18 protein-coding genes and 1 pseudogene are annotated in these 20,833 nt (G+C 60.0%); 14 read left to right on the forward strand and 5 right to left on the reverse strand.

Going from position 1 to position 20,833, the window contains the following annotated elements:
* Positions 1-74 precede the first annotated feature (74 nt).
* Together ACSQ3F_RS21885 and ACSQ3F_RS21890 are read right to left on the reverse strand one after the other, a co-directional pair.
* Positions 75-707, reverse strand: coding sequence for a tyrosine-type recombinase/integrase (locus ACSQ3F_RS21885; RefSeq protein WP_436102356.1), 633 nt, complete (start codon positions 705-707; stop codon positions 75-77).
* Between the two features lie 165 nt (positions 708-872).
* Positions 873-1,313, reverse strand: coding sequence for a hypothetical protein (locus ACSQ3F_RS21890; protein ID WP_436102363.1), 441 nt, complete (start codon positions 1,311-1,313; stop codon positions 873-875).
* A gap of 736 nt (positions 1,314-2,049) precedes the next feature.
* Between ACSQ3F_RS21890 and ACSQ3F_RS21895 the strand changes: the two genes are divergently transcribed.
* The gene (locus tag ACSQ3F_RS21895) at positions 2,050-2,322 is read left to right on the forward strand and encodes a hypothetical protein (RefSeq protein WP_341487399.1); all 273 of its coding nucleotides are present in this window, start codon (positions 2,050-2,052) and stop codon (positions 2,320-2,322) included.
* 470 nt (positions 2,323-2,792) lie between these two features.
* On the opposite strand, the gene istB is transcribed toward ACSQ3F_RS21895, so the two are convergent.
* Together istB and istA are read right to left on the reverse strand one after the other, a co-directional pair.
* The gene (istB, locus tag ACSQ3F_RS21900; protein WP_436102364.1) at positions 2,793-3,548 is read right to left on the reverse strand and encodes an IS21-like element helper ATPase IstB; all 756 of its coding nucleotides are present in this window, start codon (positions 3,546-3,548) and stop codon (positions 2,793-2,795) included.
* Between the two features lie 12 nt (positions 3,549-3,560).
* Positions 3,561-5,072 (reverse strand): IS21 family transposase, encoded by a 1,512-nt coding sequence (istA, locus tag ACSQ3F_RS21905; protein WP_436102822.1) that lies wholly within the window; start codon positions 5,070-5,072, stop codon positions 3,561-3,563.
* 1,253 nt (positions 5,073-6,325) lie between these two features.
* On the opposite strand from istA, the gene ACSQ3F_RS21910 reads away from it, so the two are divergent.
* The 13 genes from ACSQ3F_RS21910 to ACSQ3F_RS21970 all read left to right on the forward strand — a co-directional run bounded on the left by ACSQ3F_RS21910 (position 6,326) and on the right by ACSQ3F_RS21970 (position 20,389).
* Complete coding sequence (locus ACSQ3F_RS21910) at positions 6,326-7,240, forward strand: LysR family transcriptional regulator (protein ID WP_436102365.1); 915 nt, start codon at positions 6,326-6,328, stop codon at positions 7,238-7,240.
* An 85-nt stretch (positions 7,241-7,325) separates the two neighbouring features.
* Entirely contained in the window at positions 7,326-7,547 is a 222-nt protein-coding gene (locus ACSQ3F_RS21915; protein ID WP_436102366.1) for a hypothetical protein, read from the forward strand.
* Positions 7,548-7,943: 396 nt separating this feature from the next.
* Positions 7,944-9,137: an ABC transporter substrate-binding protein gene (locus ACSQ3F_RS21920; protein WP_436102367.1), complete on the forward strand. Its 1,194-nt coding sequence runs from the start codon at positions 7,944-7,946 to the stop codon at positions 9,135-9,137.
* A 21-nt stretch (positions 9,138-9,158) separates the two neighbouring features.
* Complete coding sequence (locus ACSQ3F_RS21925; RefSeq protein WP_436102368.1) at positions 9,159-10,031, forward strand: branched-chain amino acid ABC transporter permease; 873 nt, start codon at positions 9,159-9,161, stop codon at positions 10,029-10,031.
* A 40-nt stretch (positions 10,032-10,071) separates the two neighbouring features.
* Entirely contained in the window at positions 10,072-11,058 is a 987-nt protein-coding gene (locus tag ACSQ3F_RS21930) for a branched-chain amino acid ABC transporter permease (RefSeq protein WP_436102369.1), read from the forward strand.
* The gene (locus ACSQ3F_RS21935) at positions 11,055-11,825 is read left to right on the forward strand and encodes an ABC transporter ATP-binding protein (RefSeq protein WP_436102370.1); all 771 of its coding nucleotides are present in this window, start codon (positions 11,055-11,057) and stop codon (positions 11,823-11,825) included. Before ACSQ3F_RS21930 ends, ACSQ3F_RS21935 begins: the two co-directional genes overlap by 4 nt.
* Positions 11,815-12,558 carry a branched-chain amino acid ABC transporter ATP-binding protein gene (locus tag ACSQ3F_RS21940; RefSeq protein WP_436102371.1) on the forward strand — a complete coding sequence of 248 codons (744 nt, stop codon included), beginning with the start codon at positions 11,815-11,817 and terminating at the stop codon, positions 12,556-12,558. The genes ACSQ3F_RS21935 and ACSQ3F_RS21940 overlap by 11 nt, the downstream gene beginning before the upstream one ends.
* A 158-nt stretch (positions 12,559-12,716) precedes the next feature.
* Positions 12,717-13,925: an aspartate transaminase gene (locus tag ACSQ3F_RS21945; RefSeq protein WP_436102372.1), complete on the forward strand. Its 1,209-nt coding sequence runs from the start codon at positions 12,717-12,719 to the stop codon at positions 13,923-13,925.
* Positions 13,926-14,001: 76 nt separating this feature from the next.
* The gene (nac, locus tag ACSQ3F_RS21950) at positions 14,002-14,940 is read left to right on the forward strand and encodes a nitrogen assimilation transcriptional regulator NAC (protein ID WP_436102373.1); all 939 of its coding nucleotides are present in this window, start codon (positions 14,002-14,004) and stop codon (positions 14,938-14,940) included.
* Between the two features lie 152 nt (positions 14,941-15,092).
* Positions 15,093-17,156, forward strand: coding sequence for a hydantoinase/oxoprolinase family protein (locus ACSQ3F_RS21955; protein ID WP_436102374.1), 2,064 nt, complete (start codon positions 15,093-15,095; stop codon positions 17,154-17,156).
* Between the two features lie 10 nt (positions 17,157-17,166).
* On the forward strand, positions 17,167-18,843 hold the full coding sequence (locus ACSQ3F_RS21960; protein ID WP_436102375.1) for a hydantoinase B/oxoprolinase family protein: 1,677 nt from the start codon (positions 17,167-17,169) through the stop codon (positions 18,841-18,843).
* Between the two features lie 9 nt (positions 18,844-18,852).
* Positions 18,853-19,677, forward strand: a complete 825-nt coding sequence (locus ACSQ3F_RS21965) for an SDR family oxidoreductase (RefSeq protein ID WP_436102376.1) — start codon at positions 18,853-18,855, stop codon at positions 19,675-19,677.
* Between the two features lie 10 nt (positions 19,678-19,687).
* Positions 19,688-20,389, forward strand: coding sequence for an HpcH/HpaI aldolase family protein (locus ACSQ3F_RS21970; RefSeq protein ID WP_436102377.1), 702 nt, complete (start codon positions 19,688-19,690; stop codon positions 20,387-20,389).
* Between the two features lie 58 nt (positions 20,390-20,447).
* Here ACSQ3F_RS21970 and ACSQ3F_RS21975 read toward each other — a convergent pair.
* Positions 20,448-20,666: pseudogene (locus ACSQ3F_RS21975) on the reverse strand (Tn3 family transposase); the annotation flags it as partial.
* Between the last annotated feature and the right edge of the window lie 167 nt (positions 20,667-20,833).

Raw genomic sequence — 20,833 nt, forward strand, 5'->3', positions numbered from 1 at the left:
TTCGATTGCAAAAGCCAGAATTGAAACATTTCTCCCTACACATGCGACCCCGCTATGCGCGGGGTCGCACGCGCTCAGATCTCAGTATGCTCCGCTAATTCGAGCGCATCCTCAATGTCCACCCCCAGATACTTGACCGTGTTTTCGATCTTGGTGTGGCCCAACAGGATTTGGATCGCGCGAAGATTGCCTGTCGCCTTGTAGATCATTGCGGCTTTGGTGCGCCGAAGCGAGTGCGTGCCGTAGTCTTCGCGTCGTAGACCAATTGCGGTCACCCACTCATCGACCAATCGGGCATACTGGCGAGTACTCAGATGATCGGTATGGTCGACTCGACTGGGAAAGGCGTAGTCGTCAACTGTTCCACCTCGCCGCTCAAGCCATGCAAGCAAACTTGCCCTCACGTCCGCCGTGATTTCGAACTGAACCGGACGGCCGGTCTTTTGCTGGACGACCATGGCTCGAGTTCGAATTTCCGTTCCTGTCACGAGGCTTCCGATTTTGATTTTCACGAGATCGCAGCCACGCAGCTTGCTGTCGATTGCGAGGTCAAACAACGCGCGATCTCTCATGCGTCCCTCCCGGTCGAGGAAGAAGCGGATCGCCCAGATCTGGCGTTGTTTCAGCGGCTTCTTGACGCCGACCGTTCGGCCGGCGTTCCACGCCGGACGGCCCAGTGCGGTAGGATCGTATTGTGCAATACCCATTTCAGTTCTCCTTCGGCCAACATTGGCCGTTAGGAGAACGCAGGAGCGCAGGGATCGAGGGGGCCGACAGTGGAACGGCCGCTTCCTAGATGGTAGCGCTGAAAACCGACCTTTGTATTCAGCGTAGTGGGCCGACTGCAGGGACGACGAACGGAGCGACGGCCCTTACTTCACCGTGATGGCAATACCGCTGAGATCGGCGTTGACTTGCAGGCCTACCTGCTTGCCTGAGAGTTCGAGTTGGGCGCCCTTGTCATTGGTCATGACGATCACCTGGGCCCCTTTGCCGAGCGCGCCGCCACCGCCCGCCGCACCGTAGACCCCCGTCACATCTCGGGCGCGGCGAATGTGGCGAACGGTACCATGGAAATAGGTCTTAGAAGCCCCGAAGGCGAGGCCGCCCGAGATGCCGCCGACAGAGATGGGATAGCGGCGACCATGGAAGGTCAGCATGCCCTCACCTCCAGAACCACCCACAAAGAAGGCAGCCTTGTAGACTGAGAAGCTGATCGTACCGCTGTCGGCATGCGCGGAGCCGGCAAAGCTGATTCCTGCTGCAGCGATAACCGCAGCCGCGACTGAACGAAATCTGGACGAAATCTTCATGATGCGAGTCTCCTCAAAATCGAGGCTTACCCAGCCAGGAGGGCACGTCAGCGTCATGCCAAAGTCACAGCTGAAACAGTCTCGCCCGTCATTAGTTCCAAGCACGCGGCCAGAACCCGGCTGCGAGAAGGCCGCCACGAAACGAGGCGGATGGCAAACATAGTCTCGGTGGCAGGGCCGGTGGCAGCCAACGCTCGGCTGACTCAGGATTGCCTGCACGAAATCTAGAGCCACGAAAGCGAGGGGATACGCAAAGCTGTAAACATTTAACAACCCACAACCTTTGACCGCGTTGCTGAGATGTGCTCGGAGGCTCGTCGCGACGCCACGTACAGCGCGGTCACAGGAGATGTCTGCTTCCGGGCAACGTCAAGATCGACTTCTACGGCCGACATGACGGCGCTACGCTGCCGAAGTAACTTGGCAGCTTTCGACCCGAAGACGACTTTGCTCGCCGGGTCCCGGGTCCCGGATCCCGATATCTGCCACGCGGTCCCTTGCAGTTGTTGTCCGGCTGTTTGCGCATGTCGCATGTCAATAGCCACAGCCGCGTGACCGCGATCCTGGTTCATTGAGGTCGAACCGTCCGCAAGAAACGCCCTATCCGAATCGTTCTTCCGCGCCCTTAACGAAATAATTGACAGTCCAACCAAAACGGCGCTCCGTGGTTCGACGGCGATGGATCTTGGCACTCTTGGTTGAGGCCGGCCTTCGCCGTTACGATAGGGAGGATGCAATGCCGACAGTCATTGGCCACCATAACATCACAAAGGGAACGAAGCACTGGCTCGACTCGCCGAAGCGCAAAGAGCTTTTTGGTCCGCTCGGCGTGACCAACATACGAACATTTGTAGATCCACAAAATCCGACTCGGGTGGCCGTTCTTATGGACGTTCCGGACATGGACGCCATGATGAAAGCTATGCAGAGCAAGGAAGCCGCGGATGCGATGGCCTTCGATGGAGTGGTGCCAGAGTCCTTGGTGATCCTGATCGAATCGGAAAGGTGATTGCTCCGCTGGCCAAGGCTAGCAGGTCTTGGTCAGCGATTGCCGTGCGGTTCCGGTCATTCTGGAAAGCGCCCATTATCGGCGTAGAGCCCGGTGGCCACTGGCTTCAAGAGCGAGCCTTGTGCGTGAGCGCCGACGTTGGTCTCGGTCGCGCCAAGATCAGCCGCTACAGCTTGCGCAACCTAATGTCGGCTCAAGGTCAGCGAAGGATTCCAGTAGAAACACTGCTCATTGGCTTCGCCGCGCCTTCACGCTGATAACGAGTGCGATCCAGTGCCAGATCGGTAGGGTGTTGCCATGAAAGCCTGGCCCAGTCATCTCTGCGTATTCCGACGAAGCCGGCCATCGATTCCGATTTGAAGCCGGCCAGTCATTCCGATTTCATTCCGGCCGGCGTTCCGATTTGAAGGCGGCCATTTCTCGGACTGATCCTGGGTCTGTTTGATGTTTGGATCGGGTTTCGTTTCAGGTCAAGCTTCGGTGTTTTCGGGTGCGACTGGCGAGCGCTGTTTTCGCATGCTTTCGCCGGTGAGATCGATGCGATAGGCGTTGTGAACGAGGCGATCCAGGATGGCATCGGCAAGCGTTGGGTTTGCGATGATTTCGTACCAGCGATCCAGGGGCACCTGACTGGTGATGATCGTCGAGCGCCGCTCGTAGCGGTCTTCGATGATCTCGAGGAGATCGCGCCGTTGATCATCGTTGAGTTTTTCCGGTCCCCAGTCATCAAGGATCAGCAGGTCGGTCTTGGCCAAGGATTTGAGGATCCTGCCGTATCGCCCGTCGCCTCTTGCAAGTGCGAGCGTGGCGAACAGCCGAGGAACCCGGTGATAGGCGACGGAGAAGTCTTCGCGGCATGCTTTGTGACCAAGCGCGCAGGCAAGCCAGCTTTTGCCGACGCCGGCTGGCCCCGTGACGAGGAGACTGTGATGCTTTCTGATCCAGTCGCAGCCGGCAAGCGCCATGAACAGGTTGCGATCGAGGCCGCGAGCGGCCCGAAAGTCGGCATTCTCGATCTGTGCATCATGGCGCAGTTTGGCGGCCCTAGCACGGGCTTCGAAGCGCTTCTGTCGGCGCATGGTGGCCTCCCGTTCGAGCAGTATGGCAAGCCATTCTCCATGCTCAAGACCGCGGGCTTCGGATTGTGCGTCAAGCTCCTGGAAGGCTGTTGCCATGCCGTAAAGGCCGAGTTCGCGCAGCATGTCGATGGTGGGATTGATCAGCATTGGTTTGTCTCCTCAATGAAAGTAGTCGGGGCCACGCAGATTTGCGTGATCAACGATGGCCGTCGGTTCGGTGGAATGGCGCGCGGCCTTGTGGTTGGCCAGGAGCGAGGCGATGCTCTTGCAGTTCAGACCGCCGATCTCGACAGCGCGAGCTGACACCGCCTCGGCCCGATCTCGCGTGATATCGCGAAACAGGCGCAGAATGCCCAGGCATGTTCGAAAGCCCTGTTCAGGATGCGGACGACTGGCAAGAACAGCAGTGATCAAACCTTCGGTCTGCGGCCCAATGGATGCAGCCCAGCGCCGAAAGCGATCGGGTGTCCACTCGGCATATCGCCGATGGGAACTGGGCATATGATCCGGGTCGGTTCCATGCCGAGTGCCGCCATATCGCCGCTGATGAACGGCGACGCGCTTGCCGCGGTGGAAGATCTCAATGGTGCGTGCCGTCGCTCTCAAATCAACCTGCTGGCGAATGAGGCCATGCGGTACGGAATAGAGGAAGGTCTTGAACTCGACGTGATAATCGGTCGACACGCGGACCAAACGCCATTCGGCGAATTCGTAGTCTTCACCGGGAAGATTGGCGAGCGCGGCGCGCTCGACGCTCTCAAACAGCTGCCGGCGACTGACGCCGAGCCGGCGCATGACATGATCATTGATGCGATCGAGTGCCTGGCCAATGGCGGCATTAGCCTCAGCAAGCGAGAAGAACGTGTGATTGCGCAGACGCCCCAAGATGCACGATTGGGCAAAACGGACCCCGTTCTCAACTTTAGATTTGTCCCTCGGCTTTCGTGGCCGTGCTGGAAGAACGCCGACGCCATAGTGAGAAGCCATCATGCCGTAGCTGCGGTTGATCTCGGGATCATAGAAACTGGCGCGACTGACGCCTGACTTCAGATTGTCGGGAACAATCAGCCGGGGAACGCCGTCAAAGAAGCGGAACATCCGGACATGTGAGCCGATCCAGTCCGGCAGCGTTTGCGTCCAGGTCGCTTCCGCATAGGTGAAGCTAGACGCGCCCAGCACCGCCACGAATATCTCCGCTTCGCGGATCTCACCGGTCTTGCGATCAACGATCGGAATCTTCTTGCCGGAATAGTCGACGAAGACCTTGTCGCCGGCCGCATGCTCCTGGCGCATCGTCGGCGAAAGCCGTTGCTCAAAGCCCCGGAAGAGCTCACAAAAGCGACTGTAGCCGTAACCCTCTGGATGCGACCCACGATACTCCTCCCAGAGGATAAGCAGGGTGACGCCGGGCTTCTTGAGCTCGACAGCAAGCTCGGCCCAGTTGGGTTCGACGCGTCGTCTCGTGCCCCGTTTGACGCCATTGCGCGCAAAGAGCTTGTTCTCGAGCGCGTCGTCGGTCAGTTCCCCCGGCAGGGGCCAGCTCAACCCAACTGCTGCTGCGCGCTGGAGATTATCCTGCACCGTACTGCGGGCTATTCCCAATACGACGGCGATCTCGCGGGAGCTCGTCCCGCTTCCTGCAAGCCGAAGCATTTGTCTTAATTGTCTCATGGTCAGCCTTCTCTTTGCCGGCATCAAAATGTCCTCGTTCATCGCGAGGTGATTGATGCCAAAGTTGCTGACCCAGGGGGTATCTTCAGTGCCGAAAACTGGCCGGATTTTGATTGGAATGGTGGCCGGCTTCAAATCGGAATGGTGGCCGGTCTTTGGTCGGATTGACGGCCGGCTTCACGTCGGAATCCGCAGTCATCTCTCCGATAGATCGACGGAGATTACCTCGACGACCTTGTTACTGGTCAGAGTAGACGTGACTGCAAAGGCCTTCAAGTTGGCCTGTTCGATCATACCATCATGGACCTCTTTTTGCCGGCCCCAACGCGCCACGTATAGGAGGCTACGGTGTCTCGTTCTATCTCGAAGCCCTCGATGCTCTCGTCGGCTCGCGGCACGGAACCCTTGCGGCCAGGATGGCGCGAACGCCGTGGACTAATCGACTTTACGAAAGTCCAACGCAGCATTGTCATCCACAGCCGCCTTTTTGCGGGTGGTGTAGGGCTTAGCGCGACAGCCCGCGTTGTCGCATTGAGACCGCCGACTCTGCGCGATCAGTGTCCGCTTCCGGGAAAAAGCACAGCGCTCCCTTACGACAAATATGACGGCGCACAGCGGAAGCGAACATGCGTTCTCGTTCTGTGCTCGCAGGATCGCATAACGTCTCCTCGGGAACCTGCGCAGGACCGCCGCGGTAGGGAGGTTGGACGCCGGTCGTCCCACTATGGCTCAGCCCGGCAATATTCGCTTCTCCTCAAGGCGAGCAATTGGCAAGCTTTTTTACCCTGGGAGGGGACCTAACTCGTGATCCGCAAGTCTGAAGCGATTTTACTCCGCGAGGCGCACACCAATCCCGCCGTTTGGCGAAGGACCTTCACTGAGGAAAACAATACCGCGTTCCTCATAGACCCGCTTTATGGCTTCGACCGTCACAGGCTGAGGACCACGCGGCCCAACATCGTCCTGCTCGACCCTGCTGACGGTGTTCGCGGTTACCTTCGCCAACTGTGCCACTTCTCGCACTCCCAGCTTCAACATCGCCCGAGCGGCTCTCGCCTGAATCGAATTCACAGTGACCTCGTATTTATTTCGATACAGGGTATTGACATGTAACCCGTCGTATTATAGATACATCGTATTCATGCTGCCAGCAATCTTACAGGCTAGTGCAGGGCGTTTTGCGTCCGGCTTTTCTAGTGTTGCGACGAAATTCACTTCGTAAACGTCTCATTTCCCCATCAGGAAATAGCATTTTGGAACTCCGCCAACTCACCTACTTCGTTGCCGTCGCCGAGGAGCTCCACTTCGGCAGGGCGGCAGCCCGGGTGCATATTGCCCAGCCGGCACTGTCCACCCAGATCCAGGCGCTCGAGCGCGAGCTCGGCGTCCAGCTGTTTGTCCGCACGACACGACGTGTCGAACTGACAGTGGCAGGCGAGACCTTCTATGACCGATGCGTGCGGATTTTGAGCGACGTCGATATGAGCGCGGAGGTAGCCCGCTCGGTTGCCGGCAAGACGGCACGGAAGATCCGGATTGGCACTATTTATCCGGCCACCATCGGCGTGCTACCGGCGTTCCTGTCGAAGATCGCCCGCAAGTATCCCGATATCCAGCTGCAGATCCAGAGCGGTTCGACCGGCGACATCATCCGCAATCTCGAGTCCGGACAGATCAACCTCGGCTTCATCCGGCCGGTCGAGAACATCGGATCCCTGCGCTTCTTCTCGATGGCGAACGACGAGTATCTGCTGGCTATCGCCAAGGACAGTCGGCTTGCCGGTCTCGACGAGATCAGCATCGAGGACCTGCGCGATCAGAAGATCATCTCGTTCTCGCGCCAAAACCTGTCCTATACCGAACGCTACTTCGCCGAGATGTTCGTCGAGCATGATCTGGGGCGCAACATCGCCTACACATGCGACGACACGTTTGCGCTGATATCGCTGGTGTCGGCCGGCCTTGGCATTGGCTTTGCGCCACAATGGACAATGGATTTCCCGAACCGCAATTTCGAGCTTCGCAAGGTGAGGGGAGTGGACTTCAGGATCGGCATGGGGGTTGCGTGGAACACGGAGGATCCGACTGCCGCGCGTGATGATATCATCGATATTGCTCGCTCCCTCGTCAGGCCGCCCAGACATCTTGCAACCGAACTTTCGCGGTGAGCGTTTCGAGCCGCGGCGCAGCGGCGACAAGCATCCGGCAACGCCGGCGATCATTCAAAATCACTTCAGACACGGGGAGACGATGATGTCGCGCAATCCAGTCCGGTCCAAGAGACCGCAGGCCACAAGCCGTCAACCCGCCGACCAAGGCAATCCGGCCGATGACGCCATCATCGACCAGGCGCTCGCACTCTATGGCAGTGAAGCAGCGACCGCGGTCGCCTACTGTGGGCTGGACGCCTGGTTCGAGGATGAGGAGGAAGAGTTCCGCCGCTTCACGCGAATATTTCGCAGGCTCAGGAACTAGCTTGCTCCAAGCCATCTTCCCAAGGCGAACTCGGCTAGGAATCTAGTGCCGTCCCTGCCGCCAGCGATTTTTGCCGCCGCCTGTTCGAATTACAGCAGGTGGTTTGCTCCATTTCGATGATCACACGCCTCACGAAGGTGTTTTTCAGGATCGTGAGATTGGGACGATCGGCGGCAGAATGAACGGCAATCATGCGCGCAGTTGTCAGCTTCCGGATTCAGCGTCGCCATAATTAAACGCTATGGCGGCAGAATGGAGTTGTGTTGGCCAGCGGCACTTTTATCAACCTACTGTGACGAGGTCAGCAAAGACTGATCTTGAAAGACCGCAAAAGCGGCAAGAAGCAAACGACGGCATTGGGCCGGCGACTGCGTCAAAAACACGGAGTGGGAACTCATGAAACATACTTCAAGCCGCAGAGCATTTTGCATTTCCACCGCCATCCTTTCGCTCGCCGCGAGCGTTCCAGCATCGTCCGGCGTAGCGTGGGCGGCGGACGAAACCATCAAACTCGGTATCGTCGCGCCGATGAGCGGCCCCAACGCCCGCTATGGCGCATTCTCCATGCACGGCGCAGAACTTGCCGTGAAAGACATTAATGCAGCCGGCGGCATCGACGGACGCAAGATCGAGCTGTTCAACGCCGACAGCCAGGGCACCCCGGTCGAGGGCGTCTCGGCAACCCGCCGTTTGATCGACGAGGACGAGGTCGACTATATCATCGGCGACGTCTCCAGTTCCGTGACGCTGGCCATGCAGCCCGTGGCAGAAGACGCTGGCGTCCTCCTCCTCAACGCCGCATCGTCCAACCCGAAGATCACCTACAGTGCTGGCGTCGGCGGCTACAAATGGACCTTCCGCAATTACCCGACGGATGAGAACCGCGCTTTCGTTGTCGCGAAATACTCAGCCGAACAACGCGGTTTCAGCAAGTTCGCCGTGCTTTCGGTCGACAGCGACTATGGTCGCTCGGCAATCGAGTTCACCAAGAAGTACCTACCGGAATTCAAGGGCGAGATCCTCAGTGAGGACTATTACAAGGAAGGCGAAGTCGATTTCCGCAGCGTCCTTGCAAAAATCCGCGATAACGGAGCGCAGGCGATCATCATGTATGGCCTCGCCGACACGACGCCAATCGTCGCGCGACAGATGGTCGAGATCGGATTGGCCGGCAAGGTGACGCTCATCGGCAATGGCGAGTTCAACACGGAAAAGACCATCAAATCAGCCCCGACAGCCCTTGAAGGTGCCGTTGAGGCCGCAGCGTGGCTCCCGGCATTTGATTCAGCGGAAAGCAAGGCATTCGTCGAGAAGTTCACGACTGAATACAACGAAGCGCCGAACAACCACGCCTATGTCCACTGGGACACGGTGAACCTGCTCGCCAAGGCCATCCACGAAGCCGGCAGCCCCGATCGGGAAAAGGTCCGGGATGCGCTGTCGAAGATCAAGTACAAGAGCCCCGTCGGAGATGTCACATTCGACGACCACAATCAGGCGCGCCTGCCGATGATCCTTCTGCAGATCGAGAACGGCAAGCCCAGCATCAAGGGTGCCTACACGGCGGACATCCAGTATCCTGCTCAGTAAGAATGCACGAGGGATACGACCATGTTCTCAACCATCCTTGAGCAGATCGTCAACGGTATCGTGACGGGTTCTGTCTATGCGATCGTCGCTGTCGGCATGACCATGATATTCGGTGTGCTGCGAGCCATCAACTTCGCTCACGGCGAATACTACATGCTCGGGACGTTTGGAGCATGGTTTTCCATCGACTATCTTGGGCTGTCCTATGAAGCCTCGATCGTGGTGGGCGTGCTGTCCACCATCGTCGTGGCCTACGTGGTGGGCAAGCTGGTCATGCAGCGCATGGTCGGTACCCCGGCGGAGTCCGGGGTGCTCGCCACGCTGGGTATCGCGCTTGTCCTGCAAAACACGGTGATCCTCGTCTTCGGCGGCGGCTACAAGTTCTTCTCCGGCGGTTACATCGAGCCTGTCTCCATTCTCGGCTTCAGCCTGGCGGAACAGCGGATTCTCATTCTGGTTGTCTGTCTGCTGGTCTTCGTCGGTCTCGAACTGATGGTCACCTACAGCCGCATGGGCAAGTCGATGCGGGCAGTGTCGCAGAACGTCGATTGCTGCGAAGTCGTCGGCATAGACGTGCCGCAGGTCGTGCTTCGCACCTTCATCCTCGGTGCCGCGCTGGCCGCTCTGTCAGGTGTGCTGACCGCCCCTGTGAATGTCAGCGTCTATGGTGGAATGGGCGAACTCATCACGTTCAAGACGCTCCCGATCATCATCATGGGCGGCCTTGGCAATGTGCGCGGGACCTTCTTCGCAGCGATGATCCTTGGGATCGCAGAGAGCCTGGTCGCGACATATGTCGGCCTCCAGTTCCGCGATACCGTCGGCTTTGCCACGCTCATCCTGATGCTGATGTGGCGTCCGCACGGACTGTTCTCGACGCAGGCGCGCTTCTGAGCGCGTTCCGCCGAACCTTTCTCAAATTTGAGGACTCGACATGTCTCTCACGGAAACAGCACAGCAGATCCGTCGTGGCGATCTTCGTATTCCACTCGGTGCCGTCCTGCTGATCGTCGCGCTGACCGCCCCCTTTGTCGGTAGCCGATATGTCACGCACTCGCTGATTATCGCTCTGATCTTCATGCTTCCCGCCCATGGCCTGAACCTCCTGGTCGGATATACCGGACTGCTTTCACTGGCCCAGGCTGCGTTCTTTGGCATCGGCGCCTACACGGCCGGTCTCCTTGCCGTGACCTATGGAACGCCCTTCTATGTAAACGTTGTTGCGGCCGGCCTCGTCGCTGGAGCCATCGCGCTGCCGCTTGGCATTCCCGCGCTGCGGCTGCGTTCAACGTCCTTTGTGATGTGCACGCTGGGCTTCGTGATCATCGGCCAGGCGATCGCCAAGAACTGGATCTCGGTCACCCGCGGCGACATGGGCCTGTCGAGCATCCCCAAGCCGCACTTTGAGCTTGGGCCGCTGTCCTTTACCGTATCCGGAACGATGGGCTTCTACTATCTGGCGCTGGCGACCGGCGTGCTTGCGACGCTCGCCGTCTGGGCGATCGTCCGTTCTCCGGCTGGCCGCAACATGATCGCCATCCGCGAGAACGAAACGCTTGCGGAGTCCGTCGGGATCCCGACGTGGCGCTACAAGCTGATCGTTTTCATGATCAGCGCCGTCTTTGCCGGTGTCGGAGGCAGCATCTACGCCCATTATCTGACGGTCGTCAGCCCGCTGACCTTCCAAATGTACTACTCGACCACGATGCTGATCATTGTGCTCGGCGGCGGCGCGGGGACAATCACCGGCGTCGTCTTCGGGAGCCTCCTGTTCGTAGGGCTGACGGAAGCGCTGCGGATCACGCCCGAGCTTCGCATGATTGCTTATGGTCTGTGCCTGCTTGCCCTGGTTTTCTGGTTCAAGAAGGGCTTTTCCCCTCTCATCAACCGCTTCTGGGATACGATCGGAGGTGCGAAATGACTGGTCTTCCAATCCTCGAGATCAAGAACCTGCGCAAGTCCTACGGGGCGGTAAAGGCGGTAAACGACGTCAGCATCCATATCGACCGCGGCGAGATCGCCGGGATGATTGGACCGAACGGATCCGGCAAGTCTACCTTTTTCGACTGCAGTACCGGGCTGGCGAAACCGGACACCGGAACGGTGAAGCTCGATGGGCAGGATATCACCGGCTGGTCGCTGAACCGCATCGCCCGTGAAGGCCGGATGCTCCGGTCGTTTCAAAAGACGGTCGTGTTCAAGTCGCTGGACGTAGAGGAGAACCTGATCATCGCGGGTCAGATGTTTACCTTCCCGTCACTCTGGTCGACGTTCGGCCTCGGCGGTCTGTCGCGTCAACGCGTCTCGGGCTTGCGCGAAAGAGCGCGCGAACTCATCAAGATGGCCGGCCTTTGGGACGTCCGTCAGCAGCCGGCCGGTAACCTCTCCGGCGGGCAACAGAAGCTCATCCAGTTCGCGTCCATGCTGATGCCGGAGCCGAAGCTCATCCTGCTCGACGAACCGATGGCGGGCATCAATCCGAAGATCATCGAACGGGTCGTTGACACGATCCTCTACGCGAACAAGTCGCTGGGTGTGAGCTTCCTGGTGATCGAGCACAATATCGATGTCGTGACCAGCATCTGCCAGCGCGTGATCGTTCTGGACCAAGGGCAGAAGCTTGTTGAAGGACTACCGCAGGACATCATTCAGGATCAGCGTGTGAGGGAGGCCTATCTTGGTGGCTAATTCGGAACTATCGATCAGGAACCTGCGTGCAGGCTACGGCTCCCTGGACATCCTGAACGGCGTCGAGCTCGAGGTGCCGCCCGGCCAGTTCGTGGCGCTGATGGGCCCGAACGGAGCGGGCAAGTCCACGCTTTTGAAAACGCTCTACGGTATGACGACCATCAAGGATGGCAGCATTCACTGGCAGGGCAAGAACATCGCAGGCTACAAGTCGCGCGCCATCCTGGGCGAGGGGATCTCCTTCGTGCCGCAGGGGCGCTGCAACTTTCCGGTGATGACGGTCGACGAGAACCTGCAGATGGCGGCGTATACGATCCGCGACGCCAAGGTGAAAGCCGAACGCGACTACGTCTACGATCTCTTCCCGATCCTGAAGAAGCGCCGCTCGACGCTCGCCGGAAACATGTCGGGTGGCGAGCAGCAACTCCTCGAAGTCGCCATGGCGGTCCTGCAGCGGCCGAAGGTACTGCTGGTCGACGAGCCGTCGGTCGGTCTTTCACCCGCGGCGATCGGCGTCGTGTTCGAGGAGCTTCTCCGTTTGCATGCGGCGGGCCAGACCATCCTGCTTGTCGAACAGAACACGAAGAAGGCCATGGAAGTCGCCGAACGTGCGGTGATCCTGCGTCTCGGCAAAGTTATCTGGGACGGCCTGCCCAAGGACATCACCCATGACGAGCTCGGCGAACTCTTCCTGACCGGGAAGATGCGCGGCGAGACCGAAGCGGTGCACTAGAGCCGGATGATTCTAGGTCGCATCGACCTAGAATCTGAATCCGCTCTAGACTCAAAAACGGAGAGCATGATGTCGTCCGAAAATCGCGCGCACTTTTCGCCATCATGCTTTAGCGCCGCCTCCAGCCAGACCACAATCCAGAATTTGAGGAAACTCCCATGAGCAGTTTTGTGCCTGCATCACGCGTGTCCCGCATCAAAGTATCGCCGAGCACGGCGGCCGCGGCCCGCGCGCGCGAACTGAAGGCGGCTGGCCGCGACATCGTCGACATGACGGTCGGCGAGCCGGACTTTGATACGCCTGACAACGTGAAGGCCGCCGCTCATGCCGCGATCGATCGGGGAGAGACCAAGTATACGCCGGTGAATGGCACGCCGGCACTTCGCAACGCCATCATCGGCGATTTCCAGCGCCGTCTTGGCCTCAGCTATGCCGACAACGAGATCTGCGTCGGCGGCGGGGCAAAACAGATCCTCTTTCTTGCGCTGATGGCGAGCGTCGACAACGACGCCGAGGTCATCATTCCGGCTCCCTACTGGGTCTCGTATCCGGACATGGTGCTTGCCAACGAAGGTAAACCTGTGATCGTCCAATGCCCGCAGGAACAAGGCTTCAAGCTCATCCCGGAGGCGCTTGAGGCAGCCATCACGCCGAAAACCCTCTGGCTGATCCTGAATGCCCCCTCAAATCCAACGGGGGCGGCGTACAGCCGGAGTGAACTCAAGGCTCTCGGAAACGTGCTTCTGCGCCACCCGCAGGTCTTTGTTCTCTCCGACGACATCTACGATCAGGTCTGGTTCCGGGATGAGCCAATGACGACCCTTGTCGCCGCCGTGCCGGAACTGAAGGATCGTGTGCTGCTCACGAACGGCGTCTCGAAGTCCTATGCGATGACCGGATGGCGCATCGGCTATGCCGCCGGCCCTGCGCCACTGGTCGCAGCGATCAACAAACTACAGTCCCAGATGTCGTCCTGCCCCTCTTCCATCAGCCAGGCCGCCGCCGCTGATGCGCTGTCGTCGGACCAGTCGTTCGTGACCGAAAGCGTCAAGGTTTACAAGGAGCGCCGCGACTATGCCTGCGCCCGGCTGAACGCCGTTCCCGGCCTGTCGTGCCTGGTGCCGGACGGAGCCTTTTACCTGTTTCCGAATTGCGCGGGTGTCATTGGCAAGAAGACCCCGGACGGCAAGACGATCGAGACGGACCTCGATTTTGTGCTCTATCTGCTCGACGGTGTCGGTGTCGCCGCGCTCCAGGGCGCTGCCTATGGCCTGTCGCCGTATTTCCGCCTGTCCATCGCCACTTCGATGGAAGCCATCAAGGCTGCCTGCGATCGCATTGAAAGCGCCGTGGCGGCCCTTCGCTGAAGTCACGCCTATCGCGGGAGGGGCTTGCGCCGCTCCTGCTCCAGGCCGTAGGTTCCACGAAACAAAGCCGGGAACCATGAGCGTCGATTTCAGAAAACTGAGAAGCTTCGTCAAGATCGTCGATACGGGCAGCGTTTCGCGCGCTGCAGCGATCTTGCACACAGCGCAGCCGGCGCTGTCGCAGCAGATCGCTGCCCTTGAGGCGCACTTCAAGCACAAGCTCCTGATCCGCAGCAACGTCGGCATCACGCCGACCGAGGCCGGGCTCATCCTCTATCGCCACGCCCAGTTGATGCTCAAGCAGATCGATCAGGCACAGACCGACATCAACCAGTCGGCAAGGTCGGTCGCCGGCCGTGTCTCCATCGGGCTGGCGACTTATTCGACGTCCAGCGCTCTCTCGCTGCCACTGCTCAAGGAAATGAAGGCGAAGCATCCCAAGATCGTCGTCTATATCAACGACAGCTTTGGCCACATCCTGAGCGAACTGATCATGACGGGGAAGATGGACATGGCGCTGATCTACGCGGCCGATCCCATCAAGGGCGTAACGCTGCAGCCGCTGTTTCGGGAGGAGATGTTCCTTGTCTCGCCACCGGGCATGGAATTGCCGGGCGATCCCGCCGAGCCGCTACCGCTCTCGGCCTTGAACGAGCTGGCGTTGCTGCTCCCCAGCAAAGGCCACCTCTTACGTCGCCTGATCGATGAAGCCCTGGCCAGGGCGAGGGCCACGCCAGACGTTGTCTCCGAGATCGAATCCGTTCCGGCGCTCGGAGCGGCTGTCCTCGACGGACTTGGCTCGACGATCCTTCCAGCGTCTGTGGTGACCGAGACGTCGGGTTTCGCGGGCGCGCAAGTGCGGGCGCTGACGAAGCCCGTCATCGATGCGACCGTCTCGCTCTGCGTGTCGGACCACCTCCCTCTTTCGGAGCCGGCACTCGCCGCACGTTCCGTACTGCTCGATATCGTCGGCAAGCTCATGAGCAGCCATCACCAGGGCATCCGTCCAGCCTGATGGCTGCCATAAGCAAAGCCTATGGCGGCAGACTGTAGTTGTGTTGGCCAACGCACGACTGGTTCCCCTAACCTCCTCTCAGACAACGGGTTCGGCAGAACGGACCCGACCCCAGCGGCGCTTCTGCGCCGTACAGTCGTTTCGAGGGAAACATGGCAAAACTGGCTTTCGACACCGGCGGTACTTTTACCGACTTCGCTCTTCTGGATGACACCGGCGCGCTTCATCTCCACAAGGTCCTGAGCACGCCGAAGAATCCGGCCGAGGCGGTCGTGCAGGGCGTCTGCGAACTTCTGGAGCAGTTTTCCGGCACGATCACCATCGAGGACTTGCAGGTCCTCGGTGCCACCACCGTGGTCACCAATGCCGTGCTTGAACGCAAGGGTGTCGAGACAGGCTTCGTGACGACCGACGGCTTCCAGGACATGCTGCGGATCCGCAACGAGGGCCGCTACGACCTCTACGATCTCAACATCAAGTATCCCGATCCGCTGGTGACGCGCGCCAACAGCTACGGTGCGGCCGAACGCATAGCCGCCGACGGCTCGGTGATGACGGAGCTCAAGGAAGAGACCGTTCGCGAGATCGCCGGACGTCTCAAGGAAAAGGGCATCCGTTCGGTCGCGGTCTGCCTGCTCCACGCCTACAAATATCCGCAGCACGAGCAGCGCGTCGCTGCTCTTCTGCGTGAGGAATATCCGGACATCTTCGTGTCGCTTTCGTCTGATGTCTGCCCCGAAATGCGCGAGTTCGACCGCGCCTCGACGACTGTCGTGAATGCCTATACCCGGCCGCAGATGGCCGGACATGTCGCTCATCTCCAGCGCGAGTTCGCCAGGAAGGGTATCGACCGCCAGGTTCTCTGGATGACGTCCTCCGGCGGTCTGGTTCCCAGTCGCCGTGCTGCCGAGTTGCCGGTCCGCCTGATCGAGTCCGGTCCGGCCGCGGGCGCGGTCGCTGCCGCCGAGTTCGGCCGCATTGCAGGCGAGGGCAGCGTGCTCTCGTTCGACATGGGCGGCACGACCGCGAAACTCTGCCTGATCCCGAATGGTGAACCGACGGTTGGAACCGACCTGGAGGTCGCTCATTATCAGCGCTTCCGCAAGGGATCCGGCTTCCCTTTGAAAATCCAGTCCATCCAGATGATCGAGATCGGCGCCGGTGGGGGCTCCATCGCGGCCAAGAACCCGCTCGGCCTGCTCGATGTCGGGCCCCGTTCGGCAGGCGCGCTGCCGGGACCTGCCGCCTACCAACGCGGTGGCACCGAGCCGACCGTCACGGACGCCGACATCCTGCTCGGCTATATGGGCACCGAGTCCTTCGTCGGTGGGTCCTTCAAGGTATCGAAGGATGCGGCCCGCGAAGCGATGGCGAAGCTTGCCGCCTCCCTGGACGTTAGTATCGATCGCTGTGCGTGGGGCATCCACGACCTCGTGAACGAATCCATGAGCAAGGCCGCAGCGATGCATGCCACGGACCTTGGCGTTGATCCGAGATCCCTGCCGATGGTCGCCTTCGGCGGAGCGGGCCCCGTGCATGCCTATGGCATCGCCCGCAAACTCGGCATCAAACGCGTCATCTGCCCGACCGGAGCAGGCGTGACGTCGGCCATCGGCCTCTTGATCGCTCCGGTCGCGGTCGATCTGTCTGCAAGCCACCCGATGGCGGTCGATGCCTGGGATGTCGACGGCATGAACCGTCTCCTCGACGACCTGGCCGCACAGGGAGCCGAAGTCGTGTCCGCCGCCGGCGTTCCCAAGCAAACCATCGCCAACCGCTACACCGTTGATATGCGCCATGTCGGCCAAGGCCATGAAATCACGGTCGCGCTTCCAGATCGCAGCCTGGCCAAAGAGGAGTTTCTGAAGCAACTTCTCGAGAACTTCTACAAGCTCTACCGGGAGCTGTTCGGCCGCACGGTCGCGGCCTCCGTCGAGGTCATCACCTGGCGGCTGCGCGCAAGCGGAGAGAAGGATCAGGTTACCAAGCCGCACGAGACCCAGGTCGCCGACGCCCGGAAGGGAAGCCGCCAGGTCTACTTCCAGGAGCTTGGAGACTATATGGAGACGACGGTCTACGACCACTACAAGCTCCCCGTTCAAGAAGAGATCAAAGGCCCCGCGATCGTTGAGCAGCGTGAATCCACCGCCGTGGTCGGCCCGAGCGGCGTCTTTCATGTCGATGCCAACGGCAATCTCGTGATCAACATTCTGTAAGGGGAATACGATGTCGAAGCCCGCCACCGATTTTAACGACCCGATCAATCTGCAGGTGATGTGGAATCGCCTGATCTTCATCGCGGACCAGGCGGACAACGTGCTTGGCAAGACGGCATTTTCGCCGATCGTCCGCGAGAACCACGACTACGTCACCGTCCTTCTGGACAGCCGCGGTCGGGCCCTTGCCCAGTGCACCTGGTCGATCCCGGTCTTTATCACGTCGCTCCCGGCTGCCGCTCAGAAGTATTTTCTGCCGAAGTTCCCGGTTGAAACTCTTCAGGAAGGTGACGTCCTTGCCACCAACGATCCCGAGATCGGCACGGGCCACCTGCCTGATGTCACGATGATCACGCCGATCTTCAAGAACGGCAAGGTCGTCGCCTATGCCGGGTCGATCGCGCATCTTCCGGACATCGGCGGCGCTCCGCTGCACTCCGAGGCAAGCGACATCTTCGAGGAAGGCATCCGGTTTCCGATCGTGAAGCTGTTGAAGGCCGGCGTTCCCAACCAGGACGTATTCGACATTATCGCTGCCTCCGTGCGGTTGCCGACCGAAGTCCAGGGTGACCTCGAATCTATGATCGCCGCCAACAACGTGATGGGCCGCGAGTTGCTGAAGTTCCTCGACGAGTATGGCCTGGAAGATGTCGACGGGCTGGCCGACGCGATCCATTCGCGCTCGGAAGCGCAGACCCGCAAGGCGATCCGGGAATTGCCGAACGGCACCTATAGCGCCGAGGTGCTTCTCGACGGCTACGATGTCGACGTGAAGCTAAAGGCGAGCGTCATCGTCAGGGACGACTCTATCCACGTCGACTACACTGGTACGTCCGATCAGGTGCTGCATTCGATCAATTGCCGCACGAACTACCGCTATGCACACTCGGTCTATGCCTTGAAATGCCTTCTCGATCCCGAGACGCCGAACAACGAGGGCTGTATCACGCCGATCACGGACGAAGCCCCGCTCGGCAGCATCCTCAATCCGCAGCCGTGGACGGCCGGCAATTCCAGAAACCTGATCGGGCATGTGATCCCCTCGCTGATCTTCAGGGCACTGGAGGGCGTCGTTCCGAACAAGGTCATGGGCGACAGCGGCGGCGCGCCGATTTGGGCTGCCAACTGCGTCGGCCAACGCGACGACGGCACGCAGTATGGTTCTGTGCAGAACTTTCATGGCGGGCAGGGGGCACGCGCCGAATTCGACGGCCTCGACACTTTGAGCTTCCCGTCCAACTGTAAGGTGACCGCCATCGAGATGTTCGAGATCGCCGTTCCCGTGCTGACGGAGCGCAAGGAACTGATCGCGGACTCCGGCGGTGCCGGAAAGCATCGCGGCGGTCTCGGCCAGCGCGTCATCCTTCGCAATCTCGGCCGGACTCCAATGAGCATCTATCTTGCCTCCGAGCGCGTCCGTCATCCGTGCTTCGGCGTTGTCGAAGGTCAGAATGGCACCGCGGGCAAGGTCATGAAGGAAGGCAAGCCCCAGTTCCCGAAAGGAAAGGTTACCCTGAAGACAGGCGAGCGCCTCGAGGTGGAGACGCCGGGCGGCGGCGGTTGGGGCCGTGCACGCGACCGCGCCGTCGAGATCATCGAGCAGGATCTCGCCGAGGGCTTGATCACGCCGAAGGCAGCGAAGACTGTGTATGGCTACAAGGGTATGTCGGCCGTTGCGGCGGAATAGGAGGACGTGATGGGTCTGCTTGACGGAAAAGTCGCGCTGGTCACAGGAGCAGGGACGGGTATTGGCCGCGAGGCCGCGCTGCTTCTCGCCAAAGAGGGAGCACGCGTGGTCCTTACGGGCCGCCGACTGACGCCTTTGCGTGAAGTTGCCTCCAAGATTGAAATGAAAGGCGGCAGTGCGTTCGCTCGTGCGCTCGACATCGAATCCCGTGACGAGATCTTCGCAACCGTGAAATGGATCCGCGATGGCGTCGGTCCGGTGGATATCCTGGTCAACAACGCCGGGAGTGCGAGCAAGGTCCTGAATGCCCAATTCCTCGGCGAGGACGAGTGGAATTCGACAATCAATGTCAACCTGACCGCGGTCTTCAATCTCACCCAGGCGGTTCTTCCGGACATGATTGCTAAGGACGAAGGGACGATCATTACCGTTTCGTCGCTTGCGGCGCTCAATCCAAACCTTCTGGGCGGAGCAGCCTATGGCGCGGCCAAGGCCGGTGTGAAGAACTTCATGACCTTCCTTCACAACACCTATCGCAACCAGGGCATCCGCGCGACGACCATCCTGCCAGGCGAGACCAACACGCCGATCATGGACAACCGGGCACGGCCTCCTTTGGAGAACGAACGCGCCGCGATGCTCGATCCGCATGACGTGGCAAGGGCGATCGCGCTCTGCGCTAGCCTTCAGAAGGGAGCTGTCATACCCGAGCTCCAAATCTGCCCGACATTCATGCGCGACACCTCGGCCGACATCGAGACCGCGCGCTGGGTTGGAGCGCCGGCGGATACGCCCGACCTGCCAAAGCCCGACCTGCAAAAGAACGAAAAGTAGGAGGAGCATCATGAACGGTGCCAAGTTGCGCGACCGGCTGCACGCCGGCGAACCCATAACCATGTTCACACCACACCATGCCTCCTCGGGCCTTGCGGCGCGTCTGGTGGAATTCGGAGCCGACTCCATCTTCGTCGACTGCGAGCACGGGACGTGGAGCTTCGAGGATGTCCGGATGACGTCGCAGATTGTCCGCTCCGCCGGCGGCGCTGCGATTGTCCGTCCTCATTCGCATGAACGGTCGGTCCTGATCCGCTACCTGAACGCCGGAGCCGACGGGCTGATGGTGCCGATGGTCGACACCGCCGAGCAGGCGCGCGCAATCGTCGATGCCGTTCGTTACGCGCTACCGTCGGACTACGAGAAGCGGCTCGTCGTCAGCATGATCGAAACGCTCGAGGCTATCGACAATCTCGACGAGATGCTCACAGTCGACGGTATCGACGTCTTCTTCATCGGACCCGGGGACCTCTCCCAGAACATGGGGTTTCCGCCCGCGCCGCCGTTCGGCGAGCCGCGCCCGGCACAGGTCGTGGAGAAGGTCGCCTTTGCAGTTGAAAAGATTCGCGCAGCCGGGAAGGTGGCCGGGACTCTCGCGACAGCCGAGGAGCTTCCACGGTGGTTGGATAAGGGCGTTCAATTCTTCTATATCCATTCGGATCCGTTTCTACGCCGCGGCCTTGCCGGCATCAAACAGACGCTAAGCCGATGAAGGGTCGGGGCAAGAGCAGTTCAAAAACCCTGCGCTAAGATCGAACGGACGATGAACATCATGCACCTTTGAGACGTCTGCCGGGAAGTCGCAATGCTCTGAAGCCTTCAGGCATCTGCTGCTCGGCATCCCAGGAATGGATGCCGGTGAGGTTGACGTGCTCCCCACTGTGCGGGGACACGTGCTCGAGCAGCTCGTCGGCAATGTTCCTGCCGCGCTGGCGCAGATGCTCAGTGGCACGGCTGAGATAGACGGTGTTCCAATGCACGATGGCGTTCGCGTCATGTGCTAAATGGATCGCATAATGGCTCGCCTGGAATCGCGGTGGTGATTTGGACGGAAGCCTGTGACCAATACCTTCCATGCCATTTGAAAAGCAGCTATTTGACGCCAATAAGCTGCAAGCTGACGAGCCGTGAGGTCGTACGGTTTAGGGGTTCTTCC

The organism is Pararhizobium sp. LjRoot238 (assembly GCF_964252955.1).
Classification (GTDB): domain Bacteria; phylum Pseudomonadota; class Alphaproteobacteria; order Rhizobiales; family Rhizobiaceae; genus Pararhizobium.

Bases quoted from the DNA above. Each gene is read 5' to 3' on its own strand.
- ACSQ3F_RS21885 (WP_436102356.1), bottom strand. From the start codon at position 707: ATGGGTATTGCACAATACGATCCTACCGCACTGGGCCGTCCGGCGTGG.
- ACSQ3F_RS21890 (WP_436102363.1), bottom strand. From the start codon at position 1,313: ATGAAGATTTCGTCCAGATTTCGTTCAGTCGCGGCTGCGGTTATCGCT.
- ACSQ3F_RS21895 (WP_341487399.1), top strand. From the start codon at position 2,050: ATGCCGACAGTCATTGGCCACCATAACATCACAAAGGGAACGAAGCAC.
- istB (WP_436102364.1), bottom strand. From the start codon at position 3,548: ATGCTGATCAATCCCACCATCGACATGCTGCGCGAACTCGGCCTTTAC.
- istA (WP_436102822.1), bottom strand. From the start codon at position 5,072: ATGAGACAATTAAGACAAATGCTTCGGCTTGCAGGAAGCGGGACGAGC.
- ACSQ3F_RS21915 (WP_436102366.1), top strand. From the start codon at position 7,326: ATGTCGCGCAATCCAGTCCGGTCCAAGAGACCGCAGGCCACAAGCCGT.
- ACSQ3F_RS21920 (WP_436102367.1), top strand. From the start codon at position 7,944: ATGAAACATACTTCAAGCCGCAGAGCATTTTGCATTTCCACCGCCATC.
- ACSQ3F_RS21925 (WP_436102368.1), top strand. From the start codon at position 9,159: ATGTTCTCAACCATCCTTGAGCAGATCGTCAACGGTATCGTGACGGGT.
- ACSQ3F_RS21930 (WP_436102369.1), top strand. From the start codon at position 10,072: ATGTCTCTCACGGAAACAGCACAGCAGATCCGTCGTGGCGATCTTCGT.
- ACSQ3F_RS21935 (WP_436102370.1), top strand. From the start codon at position 11,055: ATGACTGGTCTTCCAATCCTCGAGATCAAGAACCTGCGCAAGTCCTAC.
- ACSQ3F_RS21945 (WP_436102372.1), top strand. From the start codon at position 12,717: ATGAGCAGTTTTGTGCCTGCATCACGCGTGTCCCGCATCAAAGTATCG.
- nac (WP_436102373.1), top strand. From the start codon at position 14,002: ATGAGCGTCGATTTCAGAAAACTGAGAAGCTTCGTCAAGATCGTCGAT.
- ACSQ3F_RS21955 (WP_436102374.1), top strand. From the start codon at position 15,093: ATGGCAAAACTGGCTTTCGACACCGGCGGTACTTTTACCGACTTCGCT.
- ACSQ3F_RS21960 (WP_436102375.1), top strand. From the start codon at position 17,167: ATGTCGAAGCCCGCCACCGATTTTAACGACCCGATCAATCTGCAGGTG.
- ACSQ3F_RS21965 (WP_436102376.1), top strand. From the start codon at position 18,853: ATGGGTCTGCTTGACGGAAAAGTCGCGCTGGTCACAGGAGCAGGGACG.
- ACSQ3F_RS21970 (WP_436102377.1), top strand. From the start codon at position 19,688: ATGAACGGTGCCAAGTTGCGCGACCGGCTGCACGCCGGCGAACCCATA.